The organism is Catenuloplanes niger, assembly GCF_031458255.1.
Lineage (GTDB): Bacteria > Actinomycetota > Actinomycetes > Mycobacteriales > Micromonosporaceae > Catenuloplanes > Catenuloplanes niger.
Genome location: NZ_JAVDYC010000001.1, coordinates 5,172,630 through 5,195,717, shown reverse-complemented (window position 1 = coordinate 5,195,717; position 23,088 = coordinate 5,172,630). Strand labels below are relative to the sequence as shown.

Below are 23,088 nucleotides of genomic sequence, written 5' to 3'. Positions count from 1 at the left end.
ATGACGCGAACAGAACGGCACCGGTACGACGTGGTGGTCATCGGCGCGGGCGGCGCCGGGCTGCGCGCCGCGATCGAGGCACGCCTCGCCGGGCGGAAGACCGCGATCATCTCCAAGTCGCTCTTCGGCAAGGCACACACCGTGATGGCCGAGGGCGGCGCCGCGGCCGCGCTGGGGAACGTGAACTCGCGCGACAACTGGATGGTCCACTTCCGGGACACCATGCGCGGCGGCAAGTTCCTGAACAACTTCCGGATGGCCGAGCTGCACGCGAAGGAGGCGCCGGACCGGATCTGGGAGTTGGAGACGTACGGCGCGCTGTTCGACCGGACCAGGGACGGCCGGATCTCCCAGCGCAACTTCGGCGGCCACGAGTACCCCCGGCTGGCCCACGTCGGCGACCGGACCGGGCTCGAGATGATCCGCACGCTGCAGCAGAAGATCGTCTCGTTGCAGCAGGAGGACTTCCGGGAGTTCGGCGACTACGACGCGCGGCTGCGGGTCTTCGCCGAGACCACGATCACCGAGCTGATGCTGGACGGTGACCGGATCGCCGGCGCGTTCGGCTACTACCGCGAGTCCGGCGAGTTCGTGCTGTTCGAGGCGCCGGCCGTGGTGCTGGCGACCGGCGGCGTCGGCAAGTCCTACAAGGTCACGTCGAACTCCTGGGAGTACACCGGCGACGGTCACGCGCTCGCGCTCCGGGCCGGCGCGAACCTGATCAACATGGAGTTCCTGCAGTTCCACCCGACCGGCATGGTCTGGCCGCCGTCGGTGAAGGGCATCCTGGTCACCGAGTCGGTGCGCGGCGACGGCGGCGTGCTGAAGAACTCCGACGGCAAGCGCTTCATGTTCGAGTACGTCCCCGACGTCTTCCGCAAGCAGTACGCGGAGACAGAGGAGGAGGCCGACCGCTGGTACGACGACCCGGACAACAACCGCCGGCCGCCCGAGCTGCTGCCCCGCGACGAGGTGGCCCGCGCGATCAACACGGAGGTCAAGGAGGGCCGCGGCACCCCGGCCGGCGGCGTCTACCTGGACGTCAGCACGCGCATGCCGGCCGAGACCATCCGCAAGCGCCTGCCGTCGATGTACCACCAGTTCAAGGAGCTGGCCGACGTCGACATCACGGCCCAGCCGATGGAGGTCGGCCCGACCTGCCACTACGTGATGGGTGGCGTGGAGGTCGACCCGGACACCGCGGCCGCGCTCGGCGGCGTGCGCGGGCTGTTCGCGGCCGGTGAGGTCTCCGGTGGCATGCACGGCTCCAACCGGCTCGGCGGCAACTCCCTCTCCGACCTGCTGGTCTTCGGCAAGCGGGCGGGCGAGCACGCGGCCTTCCACGCCTCCGGCGGCGAGCGGCCGCGGGTGTCCGCCGAGGCGCTCGAGGCCGCGGTGGCGACCGCGCTCGGCCCGCTGGAGCGCACCGGCGGCGACAATCCGTACCACCTGCAGCAGGAACTTCAGGCGATCATGGGCGACCTGGTCGGCATCATCCGGCGCGAGGCGGAGCTGTCCGAGGCGCTGAAGCGGCTGCACGAGCTGCGCGCCCGGGTCGCGACCGTCGGCGCCACCGGCGGCCGCCGCTACAACCCGGGCTGGCACCTGGCCCTGGACCTGCGGAACATGCTGGTCGTCTCGGAGTGCACGGCCCGCGCCGCGCTGGAACGGGCCGAGTCGCGCGGCGGGCACACCCGCGAGGACTTCCCGGCGATGGATCCGGCCTGGCGCCAGGTCAACCTGGTCTGCGCGCTGGACGGCGACGACGTGACGCTGACCCGGAAACCGCTGCCCCGGATGCGGCCGGAGCTGCTGCGCCTGTTCGACCGGGGGGAAATGTCGAAATACCTGACGGACGAGGAACTGGCCGAGTTCGACGCGCTCCCGGAGGCATGAGCAGATGGGCACCACGCGCAACTTCAGGGTCTGGCGGGGCGACGCGGACGGCGGCGACCTGCGGGACTTCCAGGTCGAGGTGAACGAGGGCGAGGTCGTGCTGGACATCATCCACCGGCTGCAGGCCACCCAGACGCCCGATCTGGCCTGCCGGTGGAACTGCAAGGCCGGCAAGTGCGGCTCCTGCTCGATGGAGATCAACGGCATGCCGCGGCTGAGCTGCATGACCCGGATGTCCACGTTCACCCCGGACGAGACCGTCACGATCACGCCGCTGCGCACGTTCCCGGTCATCCGCGACCTGGTCACCGACGTCTCGTACAACTACCTGAAGGCGCGTGAGACGCCCGCGTTCGCGCCGCCGGCCGAGCTGGCACCGGGTGAGTACCGCATGCAGCAGGTGGACGTGGAGCGCTCGCAGGAGTTCCGCAAGTGCATCGAGTGCTACCTCTGCCAGAACACCTGCCACGTGATCCGCGACCACGACGAGAACAAGCCGCCGTTCTCCGGGCCGCGCTTCTTCATCCGCGCGGCCGAGCTGGACATGCACCCGCTGGACGTGCGCTCCGATCGCAAGGAGTTCGCGCAGGCGTCGATGGGGCTCGGCTTCTGCAACATCACGAAGTGCTGCACCGAGGTCTGCCCGGAGCACATCAAGATCACCGACAACGCGATCATCCCGATGAAGGAGCGCGTGGTCGACCGGCGCTTCGACCCGCTCGTCTGGCTGGGCCGCAAGATCTTCCGGCGGGATCAGCTGGAGGAGGCGGCGCCCGATCCGGCGCTGGGCACGATGCCGGCCCGTGAGCCGCACCCGGCGCACCGCGGACCGCAGGCGCCGGCGACGGACGCGGCCGGGCACCTGGCGATCACCGAGCTGACCTTCGAGAACCAGGGCGCCGGCTCCCCGTTCGGCGACGACGTCCGGTTCCCGCTACCGCCCGAGGAGATCAACTACCACCATCCGGTACGCGGTGGGAGCGACCGCACCCCGTCGCAGGCGATCTCCGAGGCGGTCGAGGACGAGCCGCACCACTGATGCCGTCGCTACCCGGCGGCGGTCAGGTGGGCCCGGAGCGCCTCGACGATCGGCACGTCCGCGGGCAGCCAGGGCACCGAGTCGAGCTCGTCCACGGCGAGCCAGCGCAGCTCGCGGTGCTCCAGCGCGCGTGGCTGCGCGTCACCGACCAGCTCCGCGAGGTAGACGCGCAGCACCGCCCAGCCGTTGCCGAGCGGGACGTCGACGCCGAGCCGCGCCCCCGGCCGTACCGTGATGCCCAGTTCCTCCGCGCATTCGCGCGCCACCGCGTCGGTCTCGGACTCGCCCGGCTCCACCTTGCCACCGGGGAACTCGAAGCGGCCGGCGACCTCGGGCGGCGCCGATCTCGCACAGGCCAGAACGCGTCCGCCGGAGAGGATGGCAGCGCCGACGACGACCTTGGACCTGGCCCGTTCCGTGTACACGGGCAACCAGAGTGCCAGATCAATCGGTATTTCGGGTGGACGGCATCACCTCTTAGTACGAGAAAGAGGTGGTCCAGTAGCCATGGACATGCCAGCCCGTCAGCGGGAAGACTAGGGGCGACATCATGACGACACGGCGACGATTTGGCCACAAGCCGGCAACGACGCTCTGCATCAGGGCTACCAGCCTGGGGGAGGCGTGGCGATGCGTGCTCTCTGGAGCAACAGCGGTCGCACTGCGAACCGCGATTATCTGAGTGACGCCCTGACCGTGCTGTCCGGGTGGACCCGCGACGGCCAGCAGCTCAGCCGAACCCTGGCCCTCAACGAGGCGCAACACGCGGACCTCACCGAGCGTATCCAGGTTGCGGCCGACGCGCTGCACCTGCGTCCGGAGATCCGGCGCCTGGAGGGCGAGACGCGCATCCGCGTCTCCGTCGCCGGCGCGGACACCATAACGGAGGGTCAGGTCGCGCTCGCGGCGCGTATCGAAGACGCCTACCGTACCGTCACCGCCGCCTGAACCGGCATCGCCGCGGCGCCGGCCGCCGCCGGGGCGGCACGACTTCGGTGATCCAGACCACAGCGCGACCCGACTAGCCTTCATGTCATGGCACAGGCGACCTATGACCGCAAGGAACAGCTGAAGCAGATCGAGAGCGGCCTCCTGGAGGGCGAGGACATCATCGCCGTCTACGACGCGGTCGGTGTCGGCACCGGGTTCATCGGCCTGACCAACCGCCGCGTGATCATCCAGGACAAGTCGTTCGTCGGCAAGAAGTTCGCGATCACCAGCATCCCGTACGCGAAGGTGACCAGCGTCAGCGTGGTCAGCAACGCCTCCTGGGCCGGCTCCTTCTTCGGCTCCAGCACCATCGCGATCAACGTCGGCACCCACACCTACGAGGTCGAGTTCCGCGGCGACCACAAGGCCCACCACGTGCACAACGTCATCCTCTTCTACATCTCGTAGCGGACCGGGACGGGGCGGGCGTCAGATCCGGGTGACCGGCAGCGGCGTCTCGGTGACGTCGCCGTCGTCGGTGCGGCGCAGTTCGTAGGCGCCGGCCGCGTCGCGGTCGACGATCGCCTCGGCGAGCGTGGTGCCGCGGAAGACCAGGCCCGCGCCGTTGTCGGTGGCGTAGCCGTGCGGTGCCAGCACCCCCTCGCGCATCAGCCGGTGCATCAGCGGCCGCCGCCGCTCCTCCGCGTCGTAGTGGACGCCGTTCGCGTACGGCAGCCAGCCCAGCCCGTCCGTGAACCCGCGCAGGTCCGGCCCGAAGCTGTCGGTGGTGCCGCCGAGCGTCCAGCAGATGCTGCCCGCGGAGACGCCACCCATCACCACGCCGCTCTGCCACGCCTCGTGCAGCACCGGCGGCAGGTCGTGCACCCGCCAGACCGCCATCATGTTCGCCACGCTGCCGCCACCCACCCAGATGACGTCCTGCGCCAGCAGGTGCGCGCGCACGTCGCGGTGGTTCGGCATCGGGAACAGCGCGAGATGCGAGACCTCGAACCCCGCCGCGCTCAGCGCCGCGTAGAAGGCCGCGCGGGAACCGATGTCGTCCCCGCCCGCCTGCCCGAGGAAACACAGCCTCGGCCGCCGCCCACCGGTCCTGGCCAGCTCCGCCGCGTAGCGGTAGACCGGACCGGCCGCCCAGTCGTACGGCCCCGCCCCGCCCCGCTGGAACACCATGCTGGTCGCCACAATCGTCGGCTCGTCCGCCGCCACGACGCCCCCCCCTATCGATCGTGAGAACAGGCAGTGCGGCACGCCGGAGACCGGCGTGCCGGCACCGGCGTCCGGTCCGCGGACCGGTCAGACGTTGAAGCGGAACTCGACGACGTCGCCGTCCTGCATGATGTAGTCCTTGCCCTCCATCCGGACCTTGCCGGCGGACTTGGCCGCGGACATCGAACCGGCGGCGACGAGGTCGTCGAAGGAGACGATCTCGGCCTTGATGAAGCCGCGCTGGAAGTCGGAGTGGATGACGCCGGCGGCCTCGGGTGCGGTGGCGCCGACCGGGACGGTCCAGGCGCGGGCCTCCTTCGGGCCGGCCGTCAGGTAGGTCTGCAGGCCGAGCGTGCGGAAGCCGACACGGATCAGCTGGTTGAGGCCGGGCTCGGTCTGGCCGATGGACTCCAGCAGCTCACGCGCCTCCTCCTCGGGGAGGTCGATCAGCTCCGACTCGATCTTGGCGTCCATGAAGACGGCCTCGGCCGGCGCGACCAGCTCGCGCAGCGAGGCGAGGAACTCCTCGTTGGCCAGCTCCTCCTCGTCGACGTTGAAGACGTAGAGGAACGGCTTGGACGTGAGCAGGTGCAGCTCGTGCAGCAGCTCGACCTCGATGCCGGCGTTCGCCGCGCCCGCGTAGAGCGTGGTGCCCTCGTTCAGCAACTCGGCGGCGGCCTTCGCGGCGGCGGCGACGGCGGCCCGGTCCTTCTTGAGCTTCGCCTCCTTCTCCAGGCGCGGGACGGCCTTCTCCAGCGTCTGCAGGTCGGCGAGGATCAGCTCGGTGTTGATCGTCTCGATGTCGTCCTTCGGCGAGACCTTGCCGTCGACGTGCACCACGTTCGGGTCGGAGAACGCGCGGACGACCTGGCAGATCGCGGAGGCGTCGCGGATGTTCGCCAGGAACGCGTTGCCGCGGCCCTGACCCTTGGACGCGCCGCGGACCAGGCCGGCGATGTCGACGAAGGAGACCGGAGCCGGGATGATCTTCTGTGACTCGAAGATCTCGGCCAGCTTGTCCAGCCGCCCGTCCGGCAGCCCGACCACGCCGACGTTGGGCTCGATGGTGGCGAACGGATAGTTCGCCGCGAGCACGTCGTTCTTGGTCAGGGCGTTGAACAGGGTGCTCTTGCCGACGTTGGGCAGGCCGACGATGCCGATGCTGAGACTCACAACGCACCAGGATAGTGCCCGCGACGAACACGTATCGTCCCTGGTGATGATCTATCGGTATCTGACCGCCGCGGTGCTGGCCCGGTTCACGGACGAGGGCGCCCGGGTGGCGCTGGTCCTGCTGGCGCTGGAGACGGCCGGGAGCACGGTGCTCGGTGGTGCGCTGGCGGCCGCGTTCATGGTGCCGCACGTGCTGGCCGGGCCCGCGGTCGGCGCGCTCGCCGACCGGGCGCGCCGCCGCGCGCCGGTCTACCTGCTGCTGATCGGCGGGAACGGCGTGGCGATCGCGCTGTGCGGCCTGCTGACCGGCCGGGTCCCGGCCGCGGTGGTGCTGGTCATCGCGGTGCTCGGCGGCTGCTGCGCCCCGCTCGGCACCGGCGGCCTGTCCAGCCTGATCAAGGAGCTGTTCCCACCGGAACGCCGCGACCGGGTGTACGGCACGGACGTGATGACCTACAGCCTGGCCGGCATCTGCGGCCCGGCCGTGGTGGCCGGGATCGCGGAGCTGGCCGGGGCGCGGCCGGCCACGCTGGCGCTCGGCGCGGGCGCGATCGTGGCCGGGCTGATGGTGCTCACGCTGCCGTTGCCGGCCCGCGCCGCGCCGGAGGCCGCCGGCAACGTGCTGACCGGCGGGTTCGGCGCGGTCTGGCGGATCCGGCCGCTGCGCGCGGTGACGCTGGCGACCGCGCTGGGCTCGGGTGCGCACGGCGCGTTCCCGCTGATCACGACGCTGCTGGCGATCGAGTTCCACGCCGGGTACGCGGCCGGTGCGCTGCTGTCCGCGACCGCGATCGGCGGGCTGGCCGGGTCGCTGCTCTACGCGCGCCACCCGATCGGGGCGAGCCGTCCCGAACGTACCGTCATGATCTGTCTGTTCGCCTCGGCCGTGCCGATGGCGCTGGTGCCGATCGTGCCCGGCGTGCTCCCGGCGCTGCTGCTCTTCGGCGTGGCCGGGTTCTTCTTCGGCCCGCAGTCGGCCGCGCTGTTCGCCAGCCGGGACCGGCATGCGCCGCCGGCCGTGCACACCCAGGTCTTCACGCTCGGCGCCGGGCTGAAGGTGACCGCGGCCGCGCTGGGCGCCGCGCTCGCCGGGTACGCGGCCGGGGCCGGCGCGGACGGCCTGATCCTCGCGGCCGCGGGCGTGCACGCGGCCGGCGGCGTGCTCGGCGCCGTCCTGCTGCCCCGCGAGTAGGAAAGCTGCCCGCAACCGACCGTGGGTCTGAGGCGTGCAGCTGGTACCGGAACCGGACGACACACGGAGAGGCATCCACATGGTGAAGCGGCTCGGCGCGCTCGCACTGGCGGTACTGACGCTCACGGCCTGCACGAACAGCGGCGACGACACCGCGAAGGGACCGGCGCCGTCGCCCACCGGCGCGGTGAGCCCGGCCGCACCGGCGACCGCCGCGCCGTCCGGCGCCGCACCCGTGCCGTCCGGCGCCGCGCCCGCGCCGTCGTCCGGTGCCGCGCCCGCACCCGCGCCGGGTGAGACCGGCTCCGGCGACTGGAAGTCCGCGCTGGCCGCCGCGCTCGAGTGCCCCGCCGCCGCGCTGCCGGTGGAGCAGGGTCCGCTGGTGAACCGGGACCTGACCGGCGACGGCGTGCCGGACGTGCTGGTCGCCGCGGCCTGCACCGGCTCCACGTCGAGCTGGCCGTCCGTGGTCCACGCCTACGACGGTGCGCCGCCGGCCGGTCAGTGGCGACGGCTGGGCGTGCTGCTCAGCCAGGCGGACGGCGTCGACGAGCGCGGCCTGCGGGTCAAGAAGATCCTGATCGACGACGGTACGGTCGTGGTCACCTCGCGCGCGTTCCAGCAGAAGGACGACAACGCGTCCGGTGGCACGCTGACCGTCACCGACCGGTTCACCTGGTCCGGCGCCGGGTTCACCCGGGGCGAACGTACGATCGCCTGACCATGACGAACTCTCCGCGCCTGCCCGGCGGCACCCAGGTCGTGCTCCGCGAGGCCTCCGTCGACCTGGCCGGCGCGCGGGTGCAGCGCGGCGCGACCGGCCGCGTCGTCGGCGACTCCGAGTCCGGCGGCTACCTGGTCCGGCTGTCCGACGGCCGGCAGCTGGCCGCGGGCCGCGGCGAGCTGGCGCTCCGCCGGGCGCACCAGCGGGACATCGGCGTCGGCGACCGCCCGCGGGGCGGCGCGTCGACGTCGGCCGACCACCGGTTCGTCACGGATCACACGATCTACGCCGCGGTGGTCGGTTCGCGCGCGTTCGGCCTGGACACCGAGGAGTCGGACACCGACGTGCGCGGTGTCTACGCGGCGCCGGCGGACGCGTTCTGGTCGCTGCGCAAACCGCCGCCGCACGTGGACGGGCCGGCGCCGGAGCACTTCTCCTGGGAGGTCGAGCGGTTCTGCGAGCTGGCCCTGAAGGCGAACCCGAACCTGCTCGAGGTGCTGCACTCACCGCTGGTGGAGACGATCACGCCGCTCGGCGCGGAACTGCTGGAACTGCGCGGCGCGTTCCTGTCCCAGCTCGTGTACCAGACCTACTCCGGGTACGTACTGAGCCAGTTCAAGAAGATCGAGGCGGACCTGCGCCGGGACGGGGAGCCCCGCTGGAAGCACGTGATGCACCTGCTCCGGCTGCTGCTCGCCGCCCGGGACGTGCTGACCACCGGTGAGTTCCGGACCGACGCGGGCGAACACCGCGAAGGCCTGCTGCGGGTACGCCGCGGCGAGCGCCCCTGGCCGGAGGTGGAGACCTGGCGGCTGTCGCTGCACGCGCAGATCGACGACGCGCTGGACCACACGCCGCTGCCCGCCGGGCCGGACGTGGACCGGGTGGACGCCTGGCTGCGGTCGGTGCGGGCGCGCAGCGCGGCGGAGGCACTGCGGTGACCCGGGACATGACGACGCTCGACCTGGCCGAGCTGCGCGCGATCACCGCCGGTCAGCCGTACCCGCTGCTGTTCGTGACCGTCTCCGGCGCGCACCTCTACGGGTTCCCGAGCCGGGACTCGGACGTCGACCTGCGCGGCGCGCACCTGCTGCCGCTCGAGGAGGTCGTCGGGCTGCGCACCGGCCGGGCCACCGTCGACACCGCGTGGGAACAGGACGGTGCGGAGATCGACCTGGTCACCCACGACGCGTTCAAGTTCTTCCGGCTGCTGCTGAGCCGCAACGGGTACGTGCTGGAGCAGCTGCTGTCGCCGATCGTGGTGTCCAGCTCACCGGCACACGAGGAACTCCGCGCGCTCGCGCCCGGCACGGTCACCCGCCACCACGCGCACCACTACCGCGGCTTCGCCCAGACCCAGCACCGCCTGTACGCGAAGTCCGGCGAGCTGAAACCGCTGCTCTACACGTTCCGGGCGTACCTGACCGGCCTGCACCTGATGCGGTCCGGTGAGCTGAACGCGCACCTGCCGACGCTGGCCGGGCTGGTGCCGGAGGCGCCGGGCTACCTGGCGGAGCTGGTCGCGGCGAAGGCGGCCGGCGAGCACCGGGCCGCGGCCGGGCTGGTGTCCCCGGCCGTGGACCGCGACCTCGGCACCCTCGAGGCGGCGCTGGAGGAGGCGCGCGCGGCCACCCGGCTGCCGGAGCGCCCGGCCGCCGAGGACGCCGTGCACGACCTTCTCGTCCGACTTCGTACCGGCTGACCGGGTCTGCCGTTCTCGCCGAGGTCCGGGCGCGCGTACGATCGCCGTATGGCGGAAAAGGTGATCCTCGGCCTGAGGGCGGACACCCTGGCCCGGGCGCGGAAGGCCGCGGCCGAGGAGGGTCTCACGCTGGCGGCCTGGCTGGACCGCGCGGCCCGGCGTGAGGCGCTGCGACAGGCCGCCCGGCGCCACGAGGAGTGGCTCACCGCCAACCCCGACGTCCGCGACGAGCTGGACGGCTTCGACCGTCTGGCGGAGAAGCTCGAGACCAACTGGAACGACCTCTCCGACGCCGCGTGAACCGGGGCGAGATCTGGACCATCGGGGGCCGCAGCGACCTGCGGTACCGGGTGGTGGTGCTGTCCGGGGACTCGCACAACGAGCGGCCCAGTGCCGCGCCGTTCTGCGCGCCGATCGTGCGTCAGCGCGGCACCACGGAGCTGCCGCCGTTCGCGGTGCCGCTGGCCGAGGCGGACCCGCTCTCCGGCGTGGTGGTGGTGAACCGGATGCGCCGGCTGCCGGCCAGCGCGGGCGCGGAGAAGGTCGGGATGGTCACCGGGGCCAGCCTGGTCCGGCTCAACGAGGCGTTGCGCGACCTGTTCGAGCTCTAGGAACAACTGTTCGTCGATACGGTTTCGGGTGTGGCGGGTCCGAGCGGCCCCCACCGCCCGGACCCGTTTCCCGCCCCGGTGTCACGTCTTGAGACGGTCCGGTGTCACGCGTTACGGCGGTCCGGTGTCACGCGTTACGCCGGTTTGCGATCGTTCCGGCCAGCACGGCCGCGAGGCCCGCGTAGATCAGGAAGGCGCCGGTGCCGATCGCGCCGGTCAGGTAGAGCGGGTCCAGGACGACCTGGTCGCTTCCGACCGTCACGGTCGCCACGTAGACCGCGATGCCGCCGGCACCGATCACGGCGGCGCCCGGTACGCCCAGCCGGCGCAGCAGCGCCCACAGCCCGAGCGGGACCACCGCGGCCGGGATCGCCAGCAGCAGCAGGCCGGCACCGATGTTCGCGTCCACCGTGTCCGCCCACAGCGTGACGTTCAGCAGCAACAGCACGCCGGCCGGGACGAACCAGGACATCGCGAAGACGGCGGCTCCGCCGACCGCACCGAGAAACACCTGCTTGCCATTCATGTGGACGATCATGCCGCCGCGCGCGGTCACGGCCCTGAGTGTCGATACTCAGAACCGCCCGGTGTCCGCCCACCACCCGGGTGACGTCGCGGCCGAGGACGCCCGGTCGACGTGGCGAGGCCCGGTCCGGCCCGCGCCGCCGCACCGCACCGACCGGCCGATCGGTCACGGTGATGTCCGAAACCCGCGAGCCACGGTACCGGCGGCGGGGGCAGGATCGGGGGCGTGGAGTTGGACTTCGAGCGCTGCTACCGGGCCGTGGACAGCCGCGACGAGCGGTTCGACGGGTGGTTCTTCACGGCCGTCACGTCGACCGGCATCTACTGCCGCCCGTCCTGCCCGGCCGTCACGCCCCGCCGGGAGAACGTCCGGTTCTACCCGTCCGCCGCGGCCGCCCAGGGCAACGGCTTCCGCGCCTGCCGCCGGTGCCGCCCCGACGCGGTGCCCGGCTCCCCGGAGTGGGACTCGCGGGCCGACGCGGTCGGCCGGGCGATGCGGCTGATCGGCGACGGCGTGGTCGACCGCGAGGGCGTGCCCGGCCTGGCCCGCCGCCTGGGTTACACCGAGCGTCACCTGCAGCGCCTGCTGGTGGCCGAGGTCGGTGCCGGTCCGCTGGCGTTGGCCCGGGCACAGCGCGCGCAGACCGCGCGCATCCTGATCGAGACCACCGGGCTGAGCCTCACCGAGATCGCGTTCGCGGCCGGTTTCGGCAGCGTGCGGCAGTTCAACGAGACGATTCAGGCGGTGTTCGACGCCAGCCCGTCCCAGCTGCGGGAGTCGCGGCGGCAGCGCACGGCGTGGGCGCTGCCCGGCCCGGCCGAGCCCGCGGGTCCCGGCGTGGTGCACGTCCGGCTGTCCTACCGCGCGCCGCTGCACGCCCCCGCGCTGCTCGATTTCCTGGCCGCCCGCGCGCTCCCCGGCGTGGAGGAGGCGAGCGCGACGACGTACCGGCGGGCGCTGTCCCTGCCGCACGGCCCGGCGATCGCGGAGCTGACGCCGCGCGACGGCTACGTGGCGGCCACGCTGCGGGTCGCCGACATGCGCGACCTGGCACCGGCCGTGGCCCGCTGCCGCCGGCTGCTCGACCTCGACGCCGACCCGGACGCGATCGACGGCACGCTCGACGCCGACGCTTACCTGTCACCCTCCGTCTCCGACGAGCCGGGCGTGCGCGTCCCGCGCGCGGTGGACGGCTTCGAGATGGCCGTGCGCGCGGTGGTCGGCCAGCAGGTCTCGGTCGCCTCCGCCCGCTCGGTCCTCACCCGCCTGATCCGCGCCGCGGCCGGCCTGCCCGCATCCGGCCCCCGGACCGCCCGCACCCGTCCGGCCGCCGTTCCCGCACCGCCCGATCCCGCCGCCGCCGACGCGGCATCCACCGCCATCCCGATGCCGGACGGCGGCACGGTCCTCGGCGGCATGGTCCTCGACGACACGGTGCTCGACGGGGGCGTGGCGTCCGATGGTCCGGTCATCGGCGGCTCGGCGGGACTGGTGCCCTTCCCCGGCGCGGAGCGGCTGCTGGAGCTCCCGGACGACGCCTTCGGCATGCCGGCCGCGCGACGGGAGACGCTGCGCGCGCTCGCCCGCGCCGTCGCGGACGGACTGGTGCTCGACCCGGGCAGCGACCGCGCGGAGATCACGGCACGGCTGACCGCGCTGCCCGGCATCGGCGCGTGGACCGCCGGCTATGTCGCGCTGCGCGCACTCGGCGACCCGGACGTGCTGCTCCCCACCGACCTCGCGGCCCACAAGGGCGCCCAGGCCCTCGGCCTGCCACACACCCCCGCCGCACTGGCCACGCGCGCCGAGCAGTGGCGCCCGTGGCGCTCCTACGCCCTGATCCGCCTGTGGCGCGCCGCCGCGGCGACCCCCCACCCGGCCACCGCCGCCACCCCACCCCCGCCCCGGACCCGGGCGGCGGCAGGTCCGGCCGCGAGCTCGGGCCCACCCAAGACGGACACCGCCGCGAACCCCGCCACCGCAGCAAGGACACGTCCGGCCACCACGGCCGCACGCCACAACGGCGGAGGTGGAACTCCGGCGGGCACAGACGCAAGCCCGGCGGGCACGAGTGCCACGGACGCGGTTGCGTGCGCGGTCGCTGCGACGGCTTCCGGTGTCACCGAGATCTCTGCCGAAACCACTGCGGTGTCGTCCGAAACCACCGCAATCCACCCGAATGCCACCGCGATTCCCGCAGATACCGCGATCCCCGCGGATGCCACCGAGGCGGTCACCGCCGAAACCACAGCGGTCACCGCCGGAACCACAGCGGTGTCTGCCGGAACCACGGGAGTCCCTGCCGGAACCACCGAGGCGTCTGCCGGGACCACCGCGGTGTCCGCCGGAGCTGGTGCGGTGGTGATCGGCGAGGGCGTGGCCTCTTCCCGGAACGTCGCGGTGGCTGTCGGGGGTCGCGTGGCCGGGCGGCGGCGGGACGGCGCGGGAGCGCGACCGACGGCGGCGGCCGAGAGCGTTGATCCGGGTGCTGTCCCCGGCACCCCGACCTGAGATCCGAGGAGATCATCATGACCACACTGGACCATGCGACGACGGTGACGCCGGCCGGACCGCTGACGATCGTGGCCGGGCCGGACGGGCGGGTGCGCGCGACCGGCTTCACCGCGGACGTGCCCGGGCTGGTGGCGCTGATCCACCCGAGCCTGCGTGCCGGCGTCGCGCTCCGCGAACGCGCGGAGCTGGGCGGTGTCTCCGCGCGGGTGGCGTCCTACCTGGACGGCGACCTGACCGCGATCGACGACGTGCCGGTGCAGCAGTACTCCGGCGGAGCGTTCATGACGCACGCGTGGGAGGTGATGCGCGGGATCAAGGCGGGCGAGCCGGTGACGTACACGCGGTTCGCGGAGATGGCGGGGCGGCCGGCGGCGATCCGGGCGGCCGCGGCGGCCTGCGCGCGGAACGCGGTGGCGTTCTTCGTGCCCTGTCACCGGGTGCTGCGGGTGGACACGTCGCTCGGCGGATACCGGTGGGGGCTGGAGGTCAAGCAGTGGCTGCTTGACCACGAAGCACATCAATGAGCCGGAATGCGGACAGGAGTGAGCAACCCTCCACCGGGTCAGACATCGACGCAGTTGCTACCGTCACTGTGTGCAGCGTGATCGCCACTGGACTCTGAGTGGCGGCCCGCGCCGCCATCCGGCACGGAATTTATGGCGAATTAGGCGTTACCTCCACCCGTACCGGTGGCAGATGCTCTGGTTGCTCCTGACCGGGCTGGGCGGAACCGCTGCGAGCCTGGCCGTCCCGTTGGTGGTGCAGCGGGTCGTGGACGGTCCCGTCGCGCGTGGTGACGCGTACGGGCTGCTGCTGCTCGGTGCGCTGGCCCTGCTGTTCGGCGTGGTCGAGGCCCTGCTGATCTTCATCCGGCGGTGGACGCACGCGGCCGCCGCGGTGGGGCTGGAGGCGGCGATCCGCGACGACCTCTACGCGCACCTGCAGAGGCTCCCGGTCTCGTTCCACGACCGGTGGCAGTCCGGACAGTTGCTGTCCCGGGCCACCAGCGACCTCGGCGTGATCCGGCGGTTCCTGTCGTTCGGGCTGATCTACCTGGTGGTCAACACGATCACCTACGTGACGGTGATAGCGATGCTGCTGCGGCTCTACTGGCCGCTCGGGCTGGTCGTGGCCGCCAGCGCGGTGCCGCTGTTCGTCTTCGCCCGGCAGTTCGCGCGCGGTTACCTGTGGGCGTCGCGGGCGCTGCAGGAGCAGCAGGGCGACGTGGCCACGCTGGTCGAGGAGACCGCGGTCGGGCTGCGGACGATCCGGTCCTACGGGCGCAGCCGGTTCATGGCCGGGCGGTTCGCGGACGAGATCGGCGAGCTGCGGGACATCGCGATCGACAAGGCCGGGCTGCTCTCCCGCGCGTCCGCCAAGTTCGACCTGGTGCCGAACCTGACGCTGGCCGTGGTGCTGGTGGTCGGCTCGATCGCGGTGGCGGGCGGCGAGCTGACCATCGGCCGCCTGGTCGCGTTCGCGTCGCTGCAGCTGTTGCTGATCTGGCCGGTCGAGTCGCTCGGCTGGATCATCGCGAACGGGCAGGAGTCGATGACCGCGGCCGACCGTGTCTTCGAGGTGATGGACACCCGGCCCGCGGTCACCGACACGCCGCGGGCCCGCACCGTCGAGCCGGGGCCGGGCCGGGTCGTCTTCGACGACGTGCACTTCAGCTATCCCGGCACCACCCAGCAGGTGCTGCGCGGCGTGGACCTGGAGGTGCGGCCCGGCGAGACGATGGCGATCGTCGGCGTGACCGGCAGCGGCAAGACGTCGCTGGTCTCGCTGGTCCCCCGGCTGTACGACGCGACCGCCGGCCGGATCACGCTGGACGGCACCGACCTGCGCGACATCCGGCTCGACTGCCTGCGCGGGCTGGTCGGTGTGGCGTTCGAGGAGCCGGTGCTGTTCTCCATGTCGGTCCGGGAGAACATCACGCTCGGCGCGCCCGGCGCCACCGACGCGCAGATCGCCGACGCGCTCGCGGTCGCCCAGGCCGGCTACGTGTACGAGCTGCCCTGGGGCCTGGACACCCGGATCGGCGAGCAGGGCCTGTCGCTGTCCGGCGGGCAGCGGCAGCGGCTGGCGCTGGCCCGCGCGGTGCTCGCCCGGCCGCACGTGCTGGTGCTCGACGACCCGCTCTCCGCGCTCGACGTGCACACCGAGGCGCTGGTCGACGACGCGCTGGCCCGGGTGCTCAAGGGCACGACCGCGCTGCTGGTGGTGCACCGCCCGTCCACGATCGCGCTCGCCGACCGGGTCGCGCTGCTCGCGGACGGCCGGATCGCGGCCGTCGGCACCCACTCGGAGCTGCTGGCGACCGTGCCCACGTACCGCGCGGTGCTGGCCGCCGAGACCACCCCGGCGCACGGCTCATGAGCGGCAGCGTCGGCGCCGACGGGGCCCGCGTCGGCGGGCCCGCCGACCGCCGGGCCTGGCGCGGCCGGGCCGTCGAGGAGGACGCGGAGCGGGCCGCGGCCGAGGCCCCGGACGAACGCGCGGTGCTGCGGCTGCGGTCCCGCAGCCGGCGCCTGCTCGGTGACCTGCTGCGCCCGCACCGGGGCATGCTCGGCGTCACCGTCGCGCTGCTGTTGCTGCAGAACGCGGCCGGTATGGCCGGCCCGTTCCTGGTCATGCTGATCATCGACTGGGGCATCCCGCCGCTGGCCACCGACCGTGACATCCGCCCGCTGATGGTCCTCGGCACCGCGTTCCTGTGCGCCGCGCTGATCGAGTACGCCACGAAGCGCGCGTTCCTGCTGCTCTCCGCGCGAATCGGCCAGTCCGTGCTGTACGACCTGCGGCAACGCGTGTACGACACGTTCCAGCGGCTCAGCGTCGGTTTCCACGAGCGGTACACGTCCGGCCGGATGGTGGCGCGGCTGACCAGCGACATGGACTCGATCGCGGAGCTCTTCGACGGCGGCATCAACGACCTGGTGCTGGCCGGTCTCTCGGTGCTGTCGGTGGCCGGCATCCTGCTCTGGCTGGACGTGCCGCTGGCCCTGGTCACGCTGCTGTCGTTCCCGTTCCTGCTGCTCATCTCGCGGTGGTTCGCGCGCGCGTCGTCGCTGGCCTACCGGCGCAGCCGCGAGGCGGTCACGCTGCTGATCGTCTGGTTCGGCGAGTCGCTCGGCGGCATCCGGGCCGTGCACGCGTTCCGCCGTGAGCCGCGCAACCAGGAGATCTTCGCCGGGATCAACGACGAGAACCGCCGGGCCACGCTGCACGCGTACCGGCTGATCGCGATCTACTCACCGGTGATCAAGCTGATCGGGAACGTGACGATCGCGGTGCTGCTCACCTACGGCGGCTGGCAGGTGATGCGCGGGCAGACCGACGTCGGCGTGCTGGCCGCGTTCCTGCTCTACCTGCGCCGGTTCTTCGAGCCGATGCAGGAGCTGAGCCAGTTCTACAACGCGTTGCAGTCCGCGACCGCGGCGCTGGAGAAGCTGGCCGCGGTGCTCGACGAGAAGCCGTCCGTGCCGGAGCCGGACCACCCGCACCCGCTGCCGCCCGGGCGTCCGCCCGGCCGCGTCGAACTGCGCGGCGTCGAGTTCGCGTACCGGCCGGGCAAGGTGGTGCTTCCCGCGCTGGACGTCGGGCTCGCGCCCGGCGAGACCGTGGCGCTGGTCGGCGCGACCGGCGCCGGCAAGTCCACGATCGCGAAGCTGGTCGGGCGGTTCTACGACCCGACCGGCGGCACGGTCCGGCTGGACGGCGTCGACCTGCGCGACCTCACCGACGCCCAGCTGCGCCGCGCGGTCGTGATGGTCACCCAGGAGAACCACATCTTCTCCGGCACGATCGCGGACAACATCCGGTTCGGCCGCCCGGACGCCACCGACGACGAGATCCGCGCCGCCGCCGCCACCGTCGGCGCCGACGCGTTCATCCGCCGGCTCCCCGACGGGTACGACACCGACGTGCACAAGCGCGGCGGCCGGCTCTCCGCCGGTCAGCGGCAGCTGGTCGCGTTCGCCCGCGCGTTCCTCGCCGATCCCGCGGTGCTGATCCTCGACGAGGCCACGTCCGCGCTGGACGTGCCGAGCGAACGCCTGGTCCAGCGCGCGCTGCGGACCATCCTCGCCGACCGCACGGCGCTGGTCATCGCGCACCGGCTCTCCACCGTGGAGATCGCCGACCGGGTTCTGGTCCTGCACGAGGGCCGCGTCATCGAGGACGGCCCGCCCGCCGCCCTGATCCACGCCGGCGGCCGCTACGCCGCCCTCCACCAGCAGTGGCGCGAGTCCCTCATCTAGGCCCGGTATCGACGTGGGGGTCGGAGCGGGGCGCGGCCCAGGAGCCGCAGCCCGGCCGTCCACGTCGATGCAGGGCTCGGTCGACCCGCTCTAGCGGTCGGTCGGGAGCGGGTCGTCGTAGGCGCCGGAGGGGCCGGCCAGGCGGTCGCGGCCGTTGGGGTAGGGCCAGGCGTTGGGGGTGCAGCCGTGCAGGCCGAGCGTCTGCTGCTGCATGACCGGCGCCGGCCCGCCGGGCTCCGGGCAGAGCTCGTGCCCCTGGAAGAGCCGGTGCCCGATCTCGTGGTTGATCAGGTAGGCGCGGTACTCGGCGAGCGGCTCACGCCAGTGCGGGACGCCGTGGGTCCAGCGGGCGATGTTGAGCACCACGCTGTCGCCGTTGCGGCAGGACGTGTAGCGGTCGGCGCCCATCGCGCAGAGCCGGTCGCGGGTGCCGGGCGTGGCCAGGAAGACCGTGAAGTCCGGACGGTCCGCCGGCCCGGCCCGCCGCAGCCGCCACCGGCCGCCGGTGATCCAGCTGCGGTCGTCGGCGAGCACGGCGGCGACCTCGTCCGCGAACTGCTCCGGGGTGACGCCCTCGATGCCCTCCTCGACCGAGATCCGGTAGCGCAGCAGCGTCCCGGCGCGGCCGGCGGTCTCGCCGGGACCGTCGGCGGTCCGCCAGCGGCCGGGCCCGTCACCGGGGAAGGTGATCTCCGGTGGTTCCTCCAGCTCCGACGGCAGCGGCAGCGGAACGGTCGCGACCGGCGCCGGCGAGAACGGGGGCGCCGGCGAGAACGGGGGCGCCGCCGGCACCGCGGTCGCGCAGCCGCTCACCGATATCGCGCACAGCGCCGTGACCAGCGTCTTTCTCCACACGAGCGATACTCCCGTCGTCCTGTTGTGCTGCCCGGTTGACGGTCGGCAGATCGCGAAAGTTGAGTGGCGGAACCGGCAACCTTTCGCCGGGCTCGTCCGTCATGGGCAGCGACGAAGGGGGTGACGGTGGGACGGGGAGACCGGGAGTTCGCCGAGTTCGCCCAGGGCGCGTCGGGGCGGCTGCTGCACGCGGCCTTCCTGCTCACCGGCGACCGGCACCGGGCCGAGGACGCGGCGCAGACCGCGCTGGTCCGCACGTATGCGGCGTGGCGGCGGATCCGGCGCCAGGACCCGTACGCGTACGCTCGGGCGGTCCTGGTCAATCACGTCCGGGACGGCTGGCGGCGGCCGATCCGGGAGTACGCCACCGCGGAGTTGCCCGACCGGCCGGACGCCACGGACGTGGCGGGCGAGGTGACCCGGCGCCGCTGGCTGGCCGACGCGTTGGCGCTGCTCACGCCGCGGGAACGGGCGGTGATCGTGCTCCGGCACTACTTCGACCTGACCGAGGTCGTGGTCGCGGAGGAGCTGGGCATCACGGTCGGCGCCGTGAAGAGCATGAACGCGCGGGCGCTGCAGAAGCTGCGCTCGCGGATCGGCGAGCCCGCACTGAAGGGAGGGCTGTCGTGACGGACCTGGAGGCCCTGCGCCGGGAGTTGCGCGAGCCGCTCGGGGCGGCGGCGGGATCGCTGGACCTCGGCGTGATCGTCGCGAAGGGACGGCGACTGCGCCGGCGCCGCCGCCTGACGGTGGCGGGCGCGGTCGCGGCGGTCCTGGCCGTGGGCGCCGCGGTGCCGGTGCTGTACCGGTCGCCGGCGCCGCCCCCGACGGTCGTGGCCGCCACCCCGGCCGCCGACGTCATGATCCGCACCGGCGCCGCGGACGGCCGGGCCTTCACGCTGGAGCCGGCCGGTGCCGGCCGGTTGCGGTTGCGGACCGGCTGGGCGATGGGCGCGTCGTTCGTCGTGCAGGACGAGGCGGTGTCGGATCGCGCGCCGGGCTTCCACGTGTTCACCGTGCCGGGCGAGACGGGCGCGGTCTTCGGCTATCACGTGGGCCGCGCGGACCGGATCAGCGGCCGGGTCGACGGCGAGTTGCACGACGCCCGGCTGTGGCCGTGGAGCGGCGATCCGTCCATCGTGGTCTTCTGGTTCCCGGCGGCGCCGGTGGGTGACCCGGTGGTGCGGGACCTGTCCGCCGCGAGCTGACCGGCACGTCACCAAATCCGCTGGGGTCCGGCGGCGGCCGGCCGTACCCTTGGCGCATGACGGACACGGAGCGTTTCGCACGCGCCGGCGTCCCCGAGCGACCGTCGCTGGACGGGCTCGAGGACACCTGGTCGCGCCGCTGGCAGGAGGAGGGGACGTACGCGTTCGACCGGTCCAGGGACCGCGCCGACGTGTACGCGATCGACACGCCTCCGCCGACCGTATCCGGCGAGCTGCACATGGGCCACGTCTTCTCGTACACGCACACCGACACGGTCGCGCGGTTCCAGCGCATGCGCGGCAAGACCGTCTTCTACCCGATGGGCTGGGACGACAACGGGCTGCCCACCGAGCGCCGGGTGCAGAACGTGTTCGGGGTCCGGTGCGACCCGGCGCTGCCCTACGACCCGGCGTGGACGCCGCCGGCCCGGCCGATCCCCGCGGAGGCCCGCAAGCACCCGGTCTCGATCTCGCGGCGCAACTTCGTGGAGCTGTGCGCGTCGCTGACCGCGGAGGACGAGCAGGAGTTCGAGGCGCTCTGGCGGCGGCTCGGGCTGTCCGTCGACTGGTCGCTGACATACACCACGATCGGCGAGGCGGCGCGGGCCGCGTCGCAGCGCGCGTTCCTGCGCAACCTGCGCCGGGGCGAGGCCTACACGGCGGACGCGCCGACGCTGTGGGACGTCGGGTTCCGCACCGCGGTCGCGCAGGCGGAGCTGGAGGACCGGGAGCGGCCGGGTGCGTACCATCGGCTGGTCTTTCACGGTCCGCGCGACGTCCTGATCGACACGACGCGCCCGGAGTTGCTGCCCGCGTGCGTCGCGCTGGTCTGCCACCCGGACGACGACCGGTACCGCGACCTGGTCGGCGGCACGGTCACCACGCCGCTGTTCGGCGTCGAGGTCCCGGTGCACGCGCACCCGCTGGCCGCGCCGGACAAGGGCACCGGCATCGCGATGGTCTGCACGTTCGGCGACCTGACGGACGTCACCTGGTGGCGTGAGCTGCGGCTGGACACGCGCGTCGTGATCGGCCGTGACGGCCGGCTGCTGCCCGACGGCCTCGACCGGGAGCCGTACGGCGAGCTGGCGGGCCTGACCGTCAACGCGGCGCGCAAGGAGATCGTCCGGCTGCTGACGGAGTCCGGCGAGATGGTCGGCGAGCCGCGGCCGATCACCCACCCGGTCAAGTTCTACGAGAACGGCGAGTCACCGCTGGAGATCGTCGCGACCCGGCAGTGGTACGTCCGCAACGGCGGCCGGGACGCGCGGCTGCGCGACGAGCTGCTGGCCCGCGGGCGCGAGCTGAACTGGGTGCCGGGCCACATGCGCCACCGCTACGAGCACTGGGTGGGCGGCCTGACCGGGGACTGGCTGATCAGCCGGCAGCGGTTCTTCGGCGTGCCGGTCCCGGTCTGGTACCGGCTCGACAACGCTGGCGAGCCGGATTACGACAACCCTCTCACACCGGACGAGTCCGCGTTGCCGATTGATCCCTCTTCCGAGTGTCCGCCCGGTTATGTCGAAGTTCACCGTGGACGCGCGGGTGGCTTCGTGGCGGATCCGGACGTGATGGACACCTGGGCGACGTCCTCGCTGACGCCGCAGATCGTCGGCGGCTGGATGCGGGACGAGGACCTGTTCGCCCGGGTCTTCCCGATGGACCTGCGGCCGCAGGGTCAGGAGATCATCCGGACCTGGCTGTTCTCCTCGGTCGTCCGGTCGCACCTGGAGCACGGCGTGCTGCCCTGGCGGGACACCGTCCTCTCCGGCTGGATCCTGGACCCGGACCGCAAGAAGATGTCCAAGTCGAAGGGGAACGTGGTCACCCCGATCGCGCTGCTCGAACAGCACGGCTCGGACGCGGTGCGGTACTGGGCGGCCAGCGGGCGGCCCGGCACCGACCTCGCGTTCGACCCCGGCCAGATCAAGGTCGGCCGGCGGCTGGCGACGAAGATCCTGAACGCGTCCAAGTTCGTGCTCGGGCTGGGCGCGGCCGGCGCGCCGCGGGAGACGCCGGACCAGCCGCTGGACCGGGCGATGCTGACCGCGCTGTCGGCCGTGGTCCGGACCGCCACGGACGCGCTGGACGGCTACGACCACACGGGTGCGCTGACCGCGGCGGAGACGTTCTTCTGGACGTTCTGCGACGACTACATCGAGCTGGTCAAGGAGCGCGCGTACGGGGACGGGCCGGCCGCGGTCTCCGCCCGGGCCGCGCTCGCCATCGCGCTCGAGGTGCAGCTGCGCCTGTTCGCGCCGTTCCTGCCGTACGCGACCGAGGAGGCGTGGTCCTGGTGGCGGTACGGTTCGGTGCACCGCGCGCCGTGGCCGACCGTGCACGAACTGCCGGCCGACGGCGACCCGGCGCTGCTCCGGCTGGCCGGTGACGCGCTGTCCCAGGTGCGGCGCGCGAAGTCGGAGCGCAAGCTGTCGATGAAGGCGGAGGTCCCGCTGGCCGAGGCGCTCGGCCCGGCGGACGTGCTGGACCGGCTCGCGCTGGTCGAGGGCGACCTGCGGGCCGCCGCGCACATCGCGAAGCTGGACCGGCTGCCGGACCGTACCCCCGATCTGGTCATCGCCTGCGCCTTCTGACCGGCCCGGCCGGGGCGCTGTCCTACAGCGGCAGCGCCCCGGTCAGGAACCGGACGCCGAGCAGCACCGTGACCAGCGCGGGGCCGCCCAGCAGCGTCGCACCCTGCAGGCGGTAGCCGATCCGGTGCCGGGTCAGCTCCAGCGCGTTGCCCAGCACCACCGCGCCGGCCGCGATCATGTACAGCGCCCACCAGCGCTCCGGCCAGCCGGGCAGGTCCGCGCGGAACGCGAAGAACGCGGGGCCGACGGTGGCGCCGAGCAACGCCAGGCCGGCGACCGTGCGGTGCAGCGCGCGGGCGACCGGGTGGCCCGGCGCCCAGAGGTAGGTGCCGGCGACCGCGAGGCAGGGCAGCGTGACCATCAGCGGCCAGCCCCAGCCCATCCGCTTCGCGATCAGCAGCACGCCGACCGTACCGATGATCAGGCCGGCGCAGAGCACCAGGTAGCCGAGGAACGCGACGCCGCGGCCCCGGGTCAGCAACACCACACCGGACGCGGCGATCAGCGCGGCCGGGATCAGGATCGCGTTCGCCCAGGGGCGGCCGGTGTCGTCCCAGACCAGGTTCGACACCATGACCGCGAGCAACGCGACGCCGAGCGAGAGCGCGGCGATGTACCGGGGATGAGTCACGCCG

At 72.9% G+C, this 23,088-nt stretch carries 22 protein-coding genes and 1 pseudogene; 17 read left to right on the top strand and 6 right to left on the bottom strand.

Annotated elements, in window-relative coordinates; translation table 11 throughout:
* Both J2S44_RS23105 and J2S44_RS23100 read left to right on the top strand, forming a co-directional pair.
* Positions 1-1,896 carry a fumarate reductase/succinate dehydrogenase flavoprotein subunit gene (locus tag J2S44_RS23105; RefSeq protein WP_310417657.1) on the top strand — a complete coding sequence of 632 codons (1,896 nt, stop codon included), beginning with the start codon at positions 1-3 and terminating at the stop codon, positions 1,894-1,896.
* Between the two features lie 4 nt (positions 1,897-1,900).
* On the top strand, positions 1,901-2,935 hold the full coding sequence (locus J2S44_RS23100; protein WP_310417655.1) for a succinate dehydrogenase/fumarate reductase iron-sulfur subunit: 1,035 nt from the start codon (positions 1,901-1,903) through the stop codon (positions 2,933-2,935).
* 8 nt (positions 2,936-2,943) lie between these two features.
* On the opposite strand, the gene J2S44_RS23095 is transcribed toward J2S44_RS23100, so the two are convergent.
* On the bottom strand, positions 2,944-3,360 hold the full coding sequence (locus J2S44_RS23095; protein ID WP_310417652.1) for a (deoxy)nucleoside triphosphate pyrophosphohydrolase: 417 nt from the start codon (positions 3,358-3,360) through the stop codon (positions 2,944-2,946).
* Positions 3,361-3,565: 205 nt separating this feature from the next.
* Here J2S44_RS23095 and J2S44_RS23090 point away from each other — a divergent pair, with 205 nt between their 5' ends.
* Positions 3,566-3,883, top strand: coding sequence for a 4a-hydroxytetrahydrobiopterin dehydratase (locus J2S44_RS23090; protein WP_310417649.1), 318 nt, complete (start codon positions 3,566-3,568; stop codon positions 3,881-3,883).
* 87 nt (positions 3,884-3,970) lie between these two features.
* Positions 3,971-4,333, top strand: coding sequence for a PH domain-containing protein (locus J2S44_RS23085; protein WP_310417642.1), 363 nt, complete (start codon positions 3,971-3,973; stop codon positions 4,331-4,333).
* A 21-nt stretch (positions 4,334-4,354) separates the two neighbouring features.
* On the opposite strand, the gene J2S44_RS23080 is transcribed toward J2S44_RS23085, so the two are convergent.
* Entirely contained in the window at positions 4,355-5,122 is a 768-nt protein-coding gene (locus J2S44_RS23080; RefSeq protein WP_374728009.1) for a Type 1 glutamine amidotransferase-like domain-containing protein, read from the bottom strand.
* A gap of 57 nt (positions 5,123-5,179) precedes the next feature.
* Entirely contained in the window at positions 5,180-6,265 is a 1,086-nt protein-coding gene (ychF, locus tag J2S44_RS23075; RefSeq protein ID WP_310417641.1) for a redox-regulated ATPase YchF, read from the bottom strand.
* A 46-nt stretch (positions 6,266-6,311) separates the two neighbouring features.
* Here ychF and J2S44_RS23070 point away from each other — a divergent pair, with 46 nt between their 5' ends.
* From J2S44_RS23070 to J2S44_RS23045, 6 genes are all read left to right on the top strand, one after another.
* Complete coding sequence (locus J2S44_RS23070; RefSeq protein WP_310417640.1) at positions 6,312-7,457, top strand: MFS transporter; 1,146 nt, start codon at positions 6,312-6,314, stop codon at positions 7,455-7,457.
* 79 nt (positions 7,458-7,536) lie between these two features.
* Complete coding sequence (locus tag J2S44_RS23065) at positions 7,537-8,178, top strand: hypothetical protein (protein ID WP_310417638.1); 642 nt, start codon at positions 7,537-7,539, stop codon at positions 8,176-8,178.
* A gap of 2 nt (positions 8,179-8,180) precedes the next feature.
* Entirely contained in the window at positions 8,181-9,122 is a 942-nt protein-coding gene (locus J2S44_RS23060; RefSeq protein WP_310417636.1) for a nucleotidyltransferase domain-containing protein, read from the top strand.
* Positions 9,123-9,130: 8 nt separating this feature from the next.
* The gene (locus J2S44_RS23055; RefSeq protein WP_310417633.1) at positions 9,131-9,883 is read left to right on the top strand and encodes a nucleotidyltransferase domain-containing protein; all 753 of its coding nucleotides are present in this window, start codon (positions 9,131-9,133) and stop codon (positions 9,881-9,883) included.
* A 48-nt stretch (positions 9,884-9,931) separates the two neighbouring features.
* Positions 9,932-10,183, top strand: a complete 252-nt coding sequence (locus J2S44_RS23050; protein WP_307243178.1) for a hypothetical protein — start codon at positions 9,932-9,934, stop codon at positions 10,181-10,183.
* Positions 10,180-10,494, top strand: a complete 315-nt coding sequence (locus tag J2S44_RS23045; protein ID WP_310417631.1) for a type II toxin-antitoxin system PemK/MazF family toxin — start codon at positions 10,180-10,182, stop codon at positions 10,492-10,494. Before J2S44_RS23050 ends, J2S44_RS23045 begins: the two co-directional genes overlap by 4 nt.
* A 127-nt stretch (positions 10,495-10,621) precedes the next feature.
* On the opposite strand, the gene J2S44_RS23040 is transcribed toward J2S44_RS23045, so the two are convergent.
* Positions 10,622-11,020 (bottom strand): hypothetical protein, encoded by a 399-nt coding sequence (locus J2S44_RS23040; RefSeq protein WP_310417628.1) that lies wholly within the window; start codon positions 11,018-11,020, stop codon positions 10,622-10,624.
* A gap of 225 nt (positions 11,021-11,245) precedes the next feature.
* Between J2S44_RS23040 and J2S44_RS23035 the strand changes: the two are divergent.
* From J2S44_RS23035 to J2S44_RS23020, 4 genes and pseudogenes are all read left to right on the top strand, one after another.
* Positions 11,246-12,772 (top strand): annotated as a pseudogene (locus tag J2S44_RS23035) (AlkA N-terminal domain-containing protein); the annotation flags it as partial.
* Between the two features lie 776 nt (positions 12,773-13,548).
* Complete coding sequence (locus J2S44_RS23030) at positions 13,549-14,058, top strand: methylated-DNA--[protein]-cysteine S-methyltransferase (protein WP_310417625.1); 510 nt, start codon at positions 13,549-13,551, stop codon at positions 14,056-14,058.
* Between the two features lie 172 nt (positions 14,059-14,230).
* On the top strand, positions 14,231-15,913 hold the full coding sequence (locus J2S44_RS23025) for an ABC transporter ATP-binding protein (protein ID WP_310417621.1): 1,683 nt from the start codon (positions 14,231-14,233) through the stop codon (positions 15,911-15,913).
* Entirely contained in the window at positions 15,910-17,796 is a 1,887-nt protein-coding gene (locus tag J2S44_RS23020) for an ABC transporter ATP-binding protein (protein WP_310417618.1), read from the top strand. The genes J2S44_RS23025 and J2S44_RS23020 overlap by 4 nt, the downstream gene beginning before the upstream one ends.
* A 90-nt stretch (positions 17,797-17,886) precedes the next feature.
* On the opposite strand, the gene J2S44_RS23015 is transcribed toward J2S44_RS23020, so the two are convergent.
* Positions 17,887-18,651 (bottom strand): DUF3152 domain-containing protein, encoded by a 765-nt coding sequence (locus J2S44_RS23015; protein ID WP_310417615.1) that lies wholly within the window; start codon positions 18,649-18,651, stop codon positions 17,887-17,889.
* Positions 18,652-18,777: 126 nt separating this feature from the next.
* Here J2S44_RS23015 and J2S44_RS23010 point away from each other — a divergent pair, with 126 nt between their 5' ends.
* From J2S44_RS23010 to valS, 3 genes are read left to right on the top strand one after another with little or no spacing between them, the layout of a single operon-like run.
* Positions 18,778-19,281, top strand: coding sequence for a SigE family RNA polymerase sigma factor (locus J2S44_RS23010; protein WP_310417612.1), 504 nt, complete (start codon positions 18,778-18,780; stop codon positions 19,279-19,281).
* Positions 19,278-19,859 (top strand): hypothetical protein, encoded by a 582-nt coding sequence (locus tag J2S44_RS23005; protein ID WP_310417610.1) that lies wholly within the window; start codon positions 19,278-19,280, stop codon positions 19,857-19,859. The genes J2S44_RS23010 and J2S44_RS23005 overlap by 4 nt, the downstream gene beginning before the upstream one ends.
* Before the next feature lie 56 nt (positions 19,860-19,915).
* Positions 19,916-22,453 carry a valine--tRNA ligase gene (gene valS, locus J2S44_RS23000; protein WP_310417607.1) on the top strand — a complete coding sequence of 846 codons (2,538 nt, stop codon included), beginning with the start codon at positions 19,916-19,918 and terminating at the stop codon, positions 22,451-22,453.
* A 22-nt stretch (positions 22,454-22,475) separates the two neighbouring features.
* On the opposite strand, the gene J2S44_RS22995 is transcribed toward valS, so the two are convergent.
* Complete coding sequence (locus tag J2S44_RS22995; RefSeq protein ID WP_310417604.1) at positions 22,476-23,084, bottom strand: hypothetical protein; 609 nt, start codon at positions 23,082-23,084, stop codon at positions 22,476-22,478.
* Positions 23,085-23,088: the final 4 nt, after the last annotated feature.

Coding starts and splice junctions, on each gene's coding strand:
- J2S44_RS23085 (WP_310417642.1), top strand. CDS start 3,971: ATGGCACAGGCGACCTATGACCGCAAGGAACAGCTGAAGCAGATCGAG.
- J2S44_RS23050 (WP_307243178.1), top strand. CDS start 9,932: ATGGCGGAAAAGGTGATCCTCGGCCTGAGGGCGGACACCCTGGCCCGG.
- J2S44_RS23065 (WP_310417638.1), top strand. CDS start 7,537: ATGGTGAAGCGGCTCGGCGCGCTCGCACTGGCGGTACTGACGCTCACG.
- J2S44_RS23020 (WP_310417618.1), top strand. CDS start 15,910: ATGAGCGGCAGCGTCGGCGCCGACGGGGCCCGCGTCGGCGGGCCCGCC.
- J2S44_RS23100 (WP_310417655.1), top strand. CDS start 1,901: ATGGGCACCACGCGCAACTTCAGGGTCTGGCGGGGCGACGCGGACGGC.
- J2S44_RS23090 (WP_310417649.1), top strand. CDS start 3,566: ATGCGTGCTCTCTGGAGCAACAGCGGTCGCACTGCGAACCGCGATTAT.
- J2S44_RS23055 (WP_310417633.1), top strand. CDS start 9,131: ATGACGACGCTCGACCTGGCCGAGCTGCGCGCGATCACCGCCGGTCAG.
- J2S44_RS23030 (WP_310417625.1), top strand. CDS start 13,549: ATGACCACACTGGACCATGCGACGACGGTGACGCCGGCCGGACCGCTG.
- J2S44_RS23025 (WP_310417621.1), top strand. CDS start 14,231: ATGCTCTGGTTGCTCCTGACCGGGCTGGGCGGAACCGCTGCGAGCCTG.
- valS (WP_310417607.1), top strand. CDS start 19,916: ATGACGGACACGGAGCGTTTCGCACGCGCCGGCGTCCCCGAGCGACCG.
- J2S44_RS23040 (WP_310417628.1), bottom strand. CDS start 11,020: ATGAATGGCAAGCAGGTGTTTCTCGGTGCGGTCGGCGGAGCCGCCGTC.
- J2S44_RS23105 (WP_310417657.1), top strand. CDS start 1: ATGACGCGAACAGAACGGCACCGGTACGACGTGGTGGTCATCGGCGCG.
- J2S44_RS23070 (WP_310417640.1), top strand. CDS start 6,312: ATGATCTATCGGTATCTGACCGCCGCGGTGCTGGCCCGGTTCACGGAC.
- J2S44_RS23060 (WP_310417636.1), top strand. CDS start 8,181: ATGACGAACTCTCCGCGCCTGCCCGGCGGCACCCAGGTCGTGCTCCGC.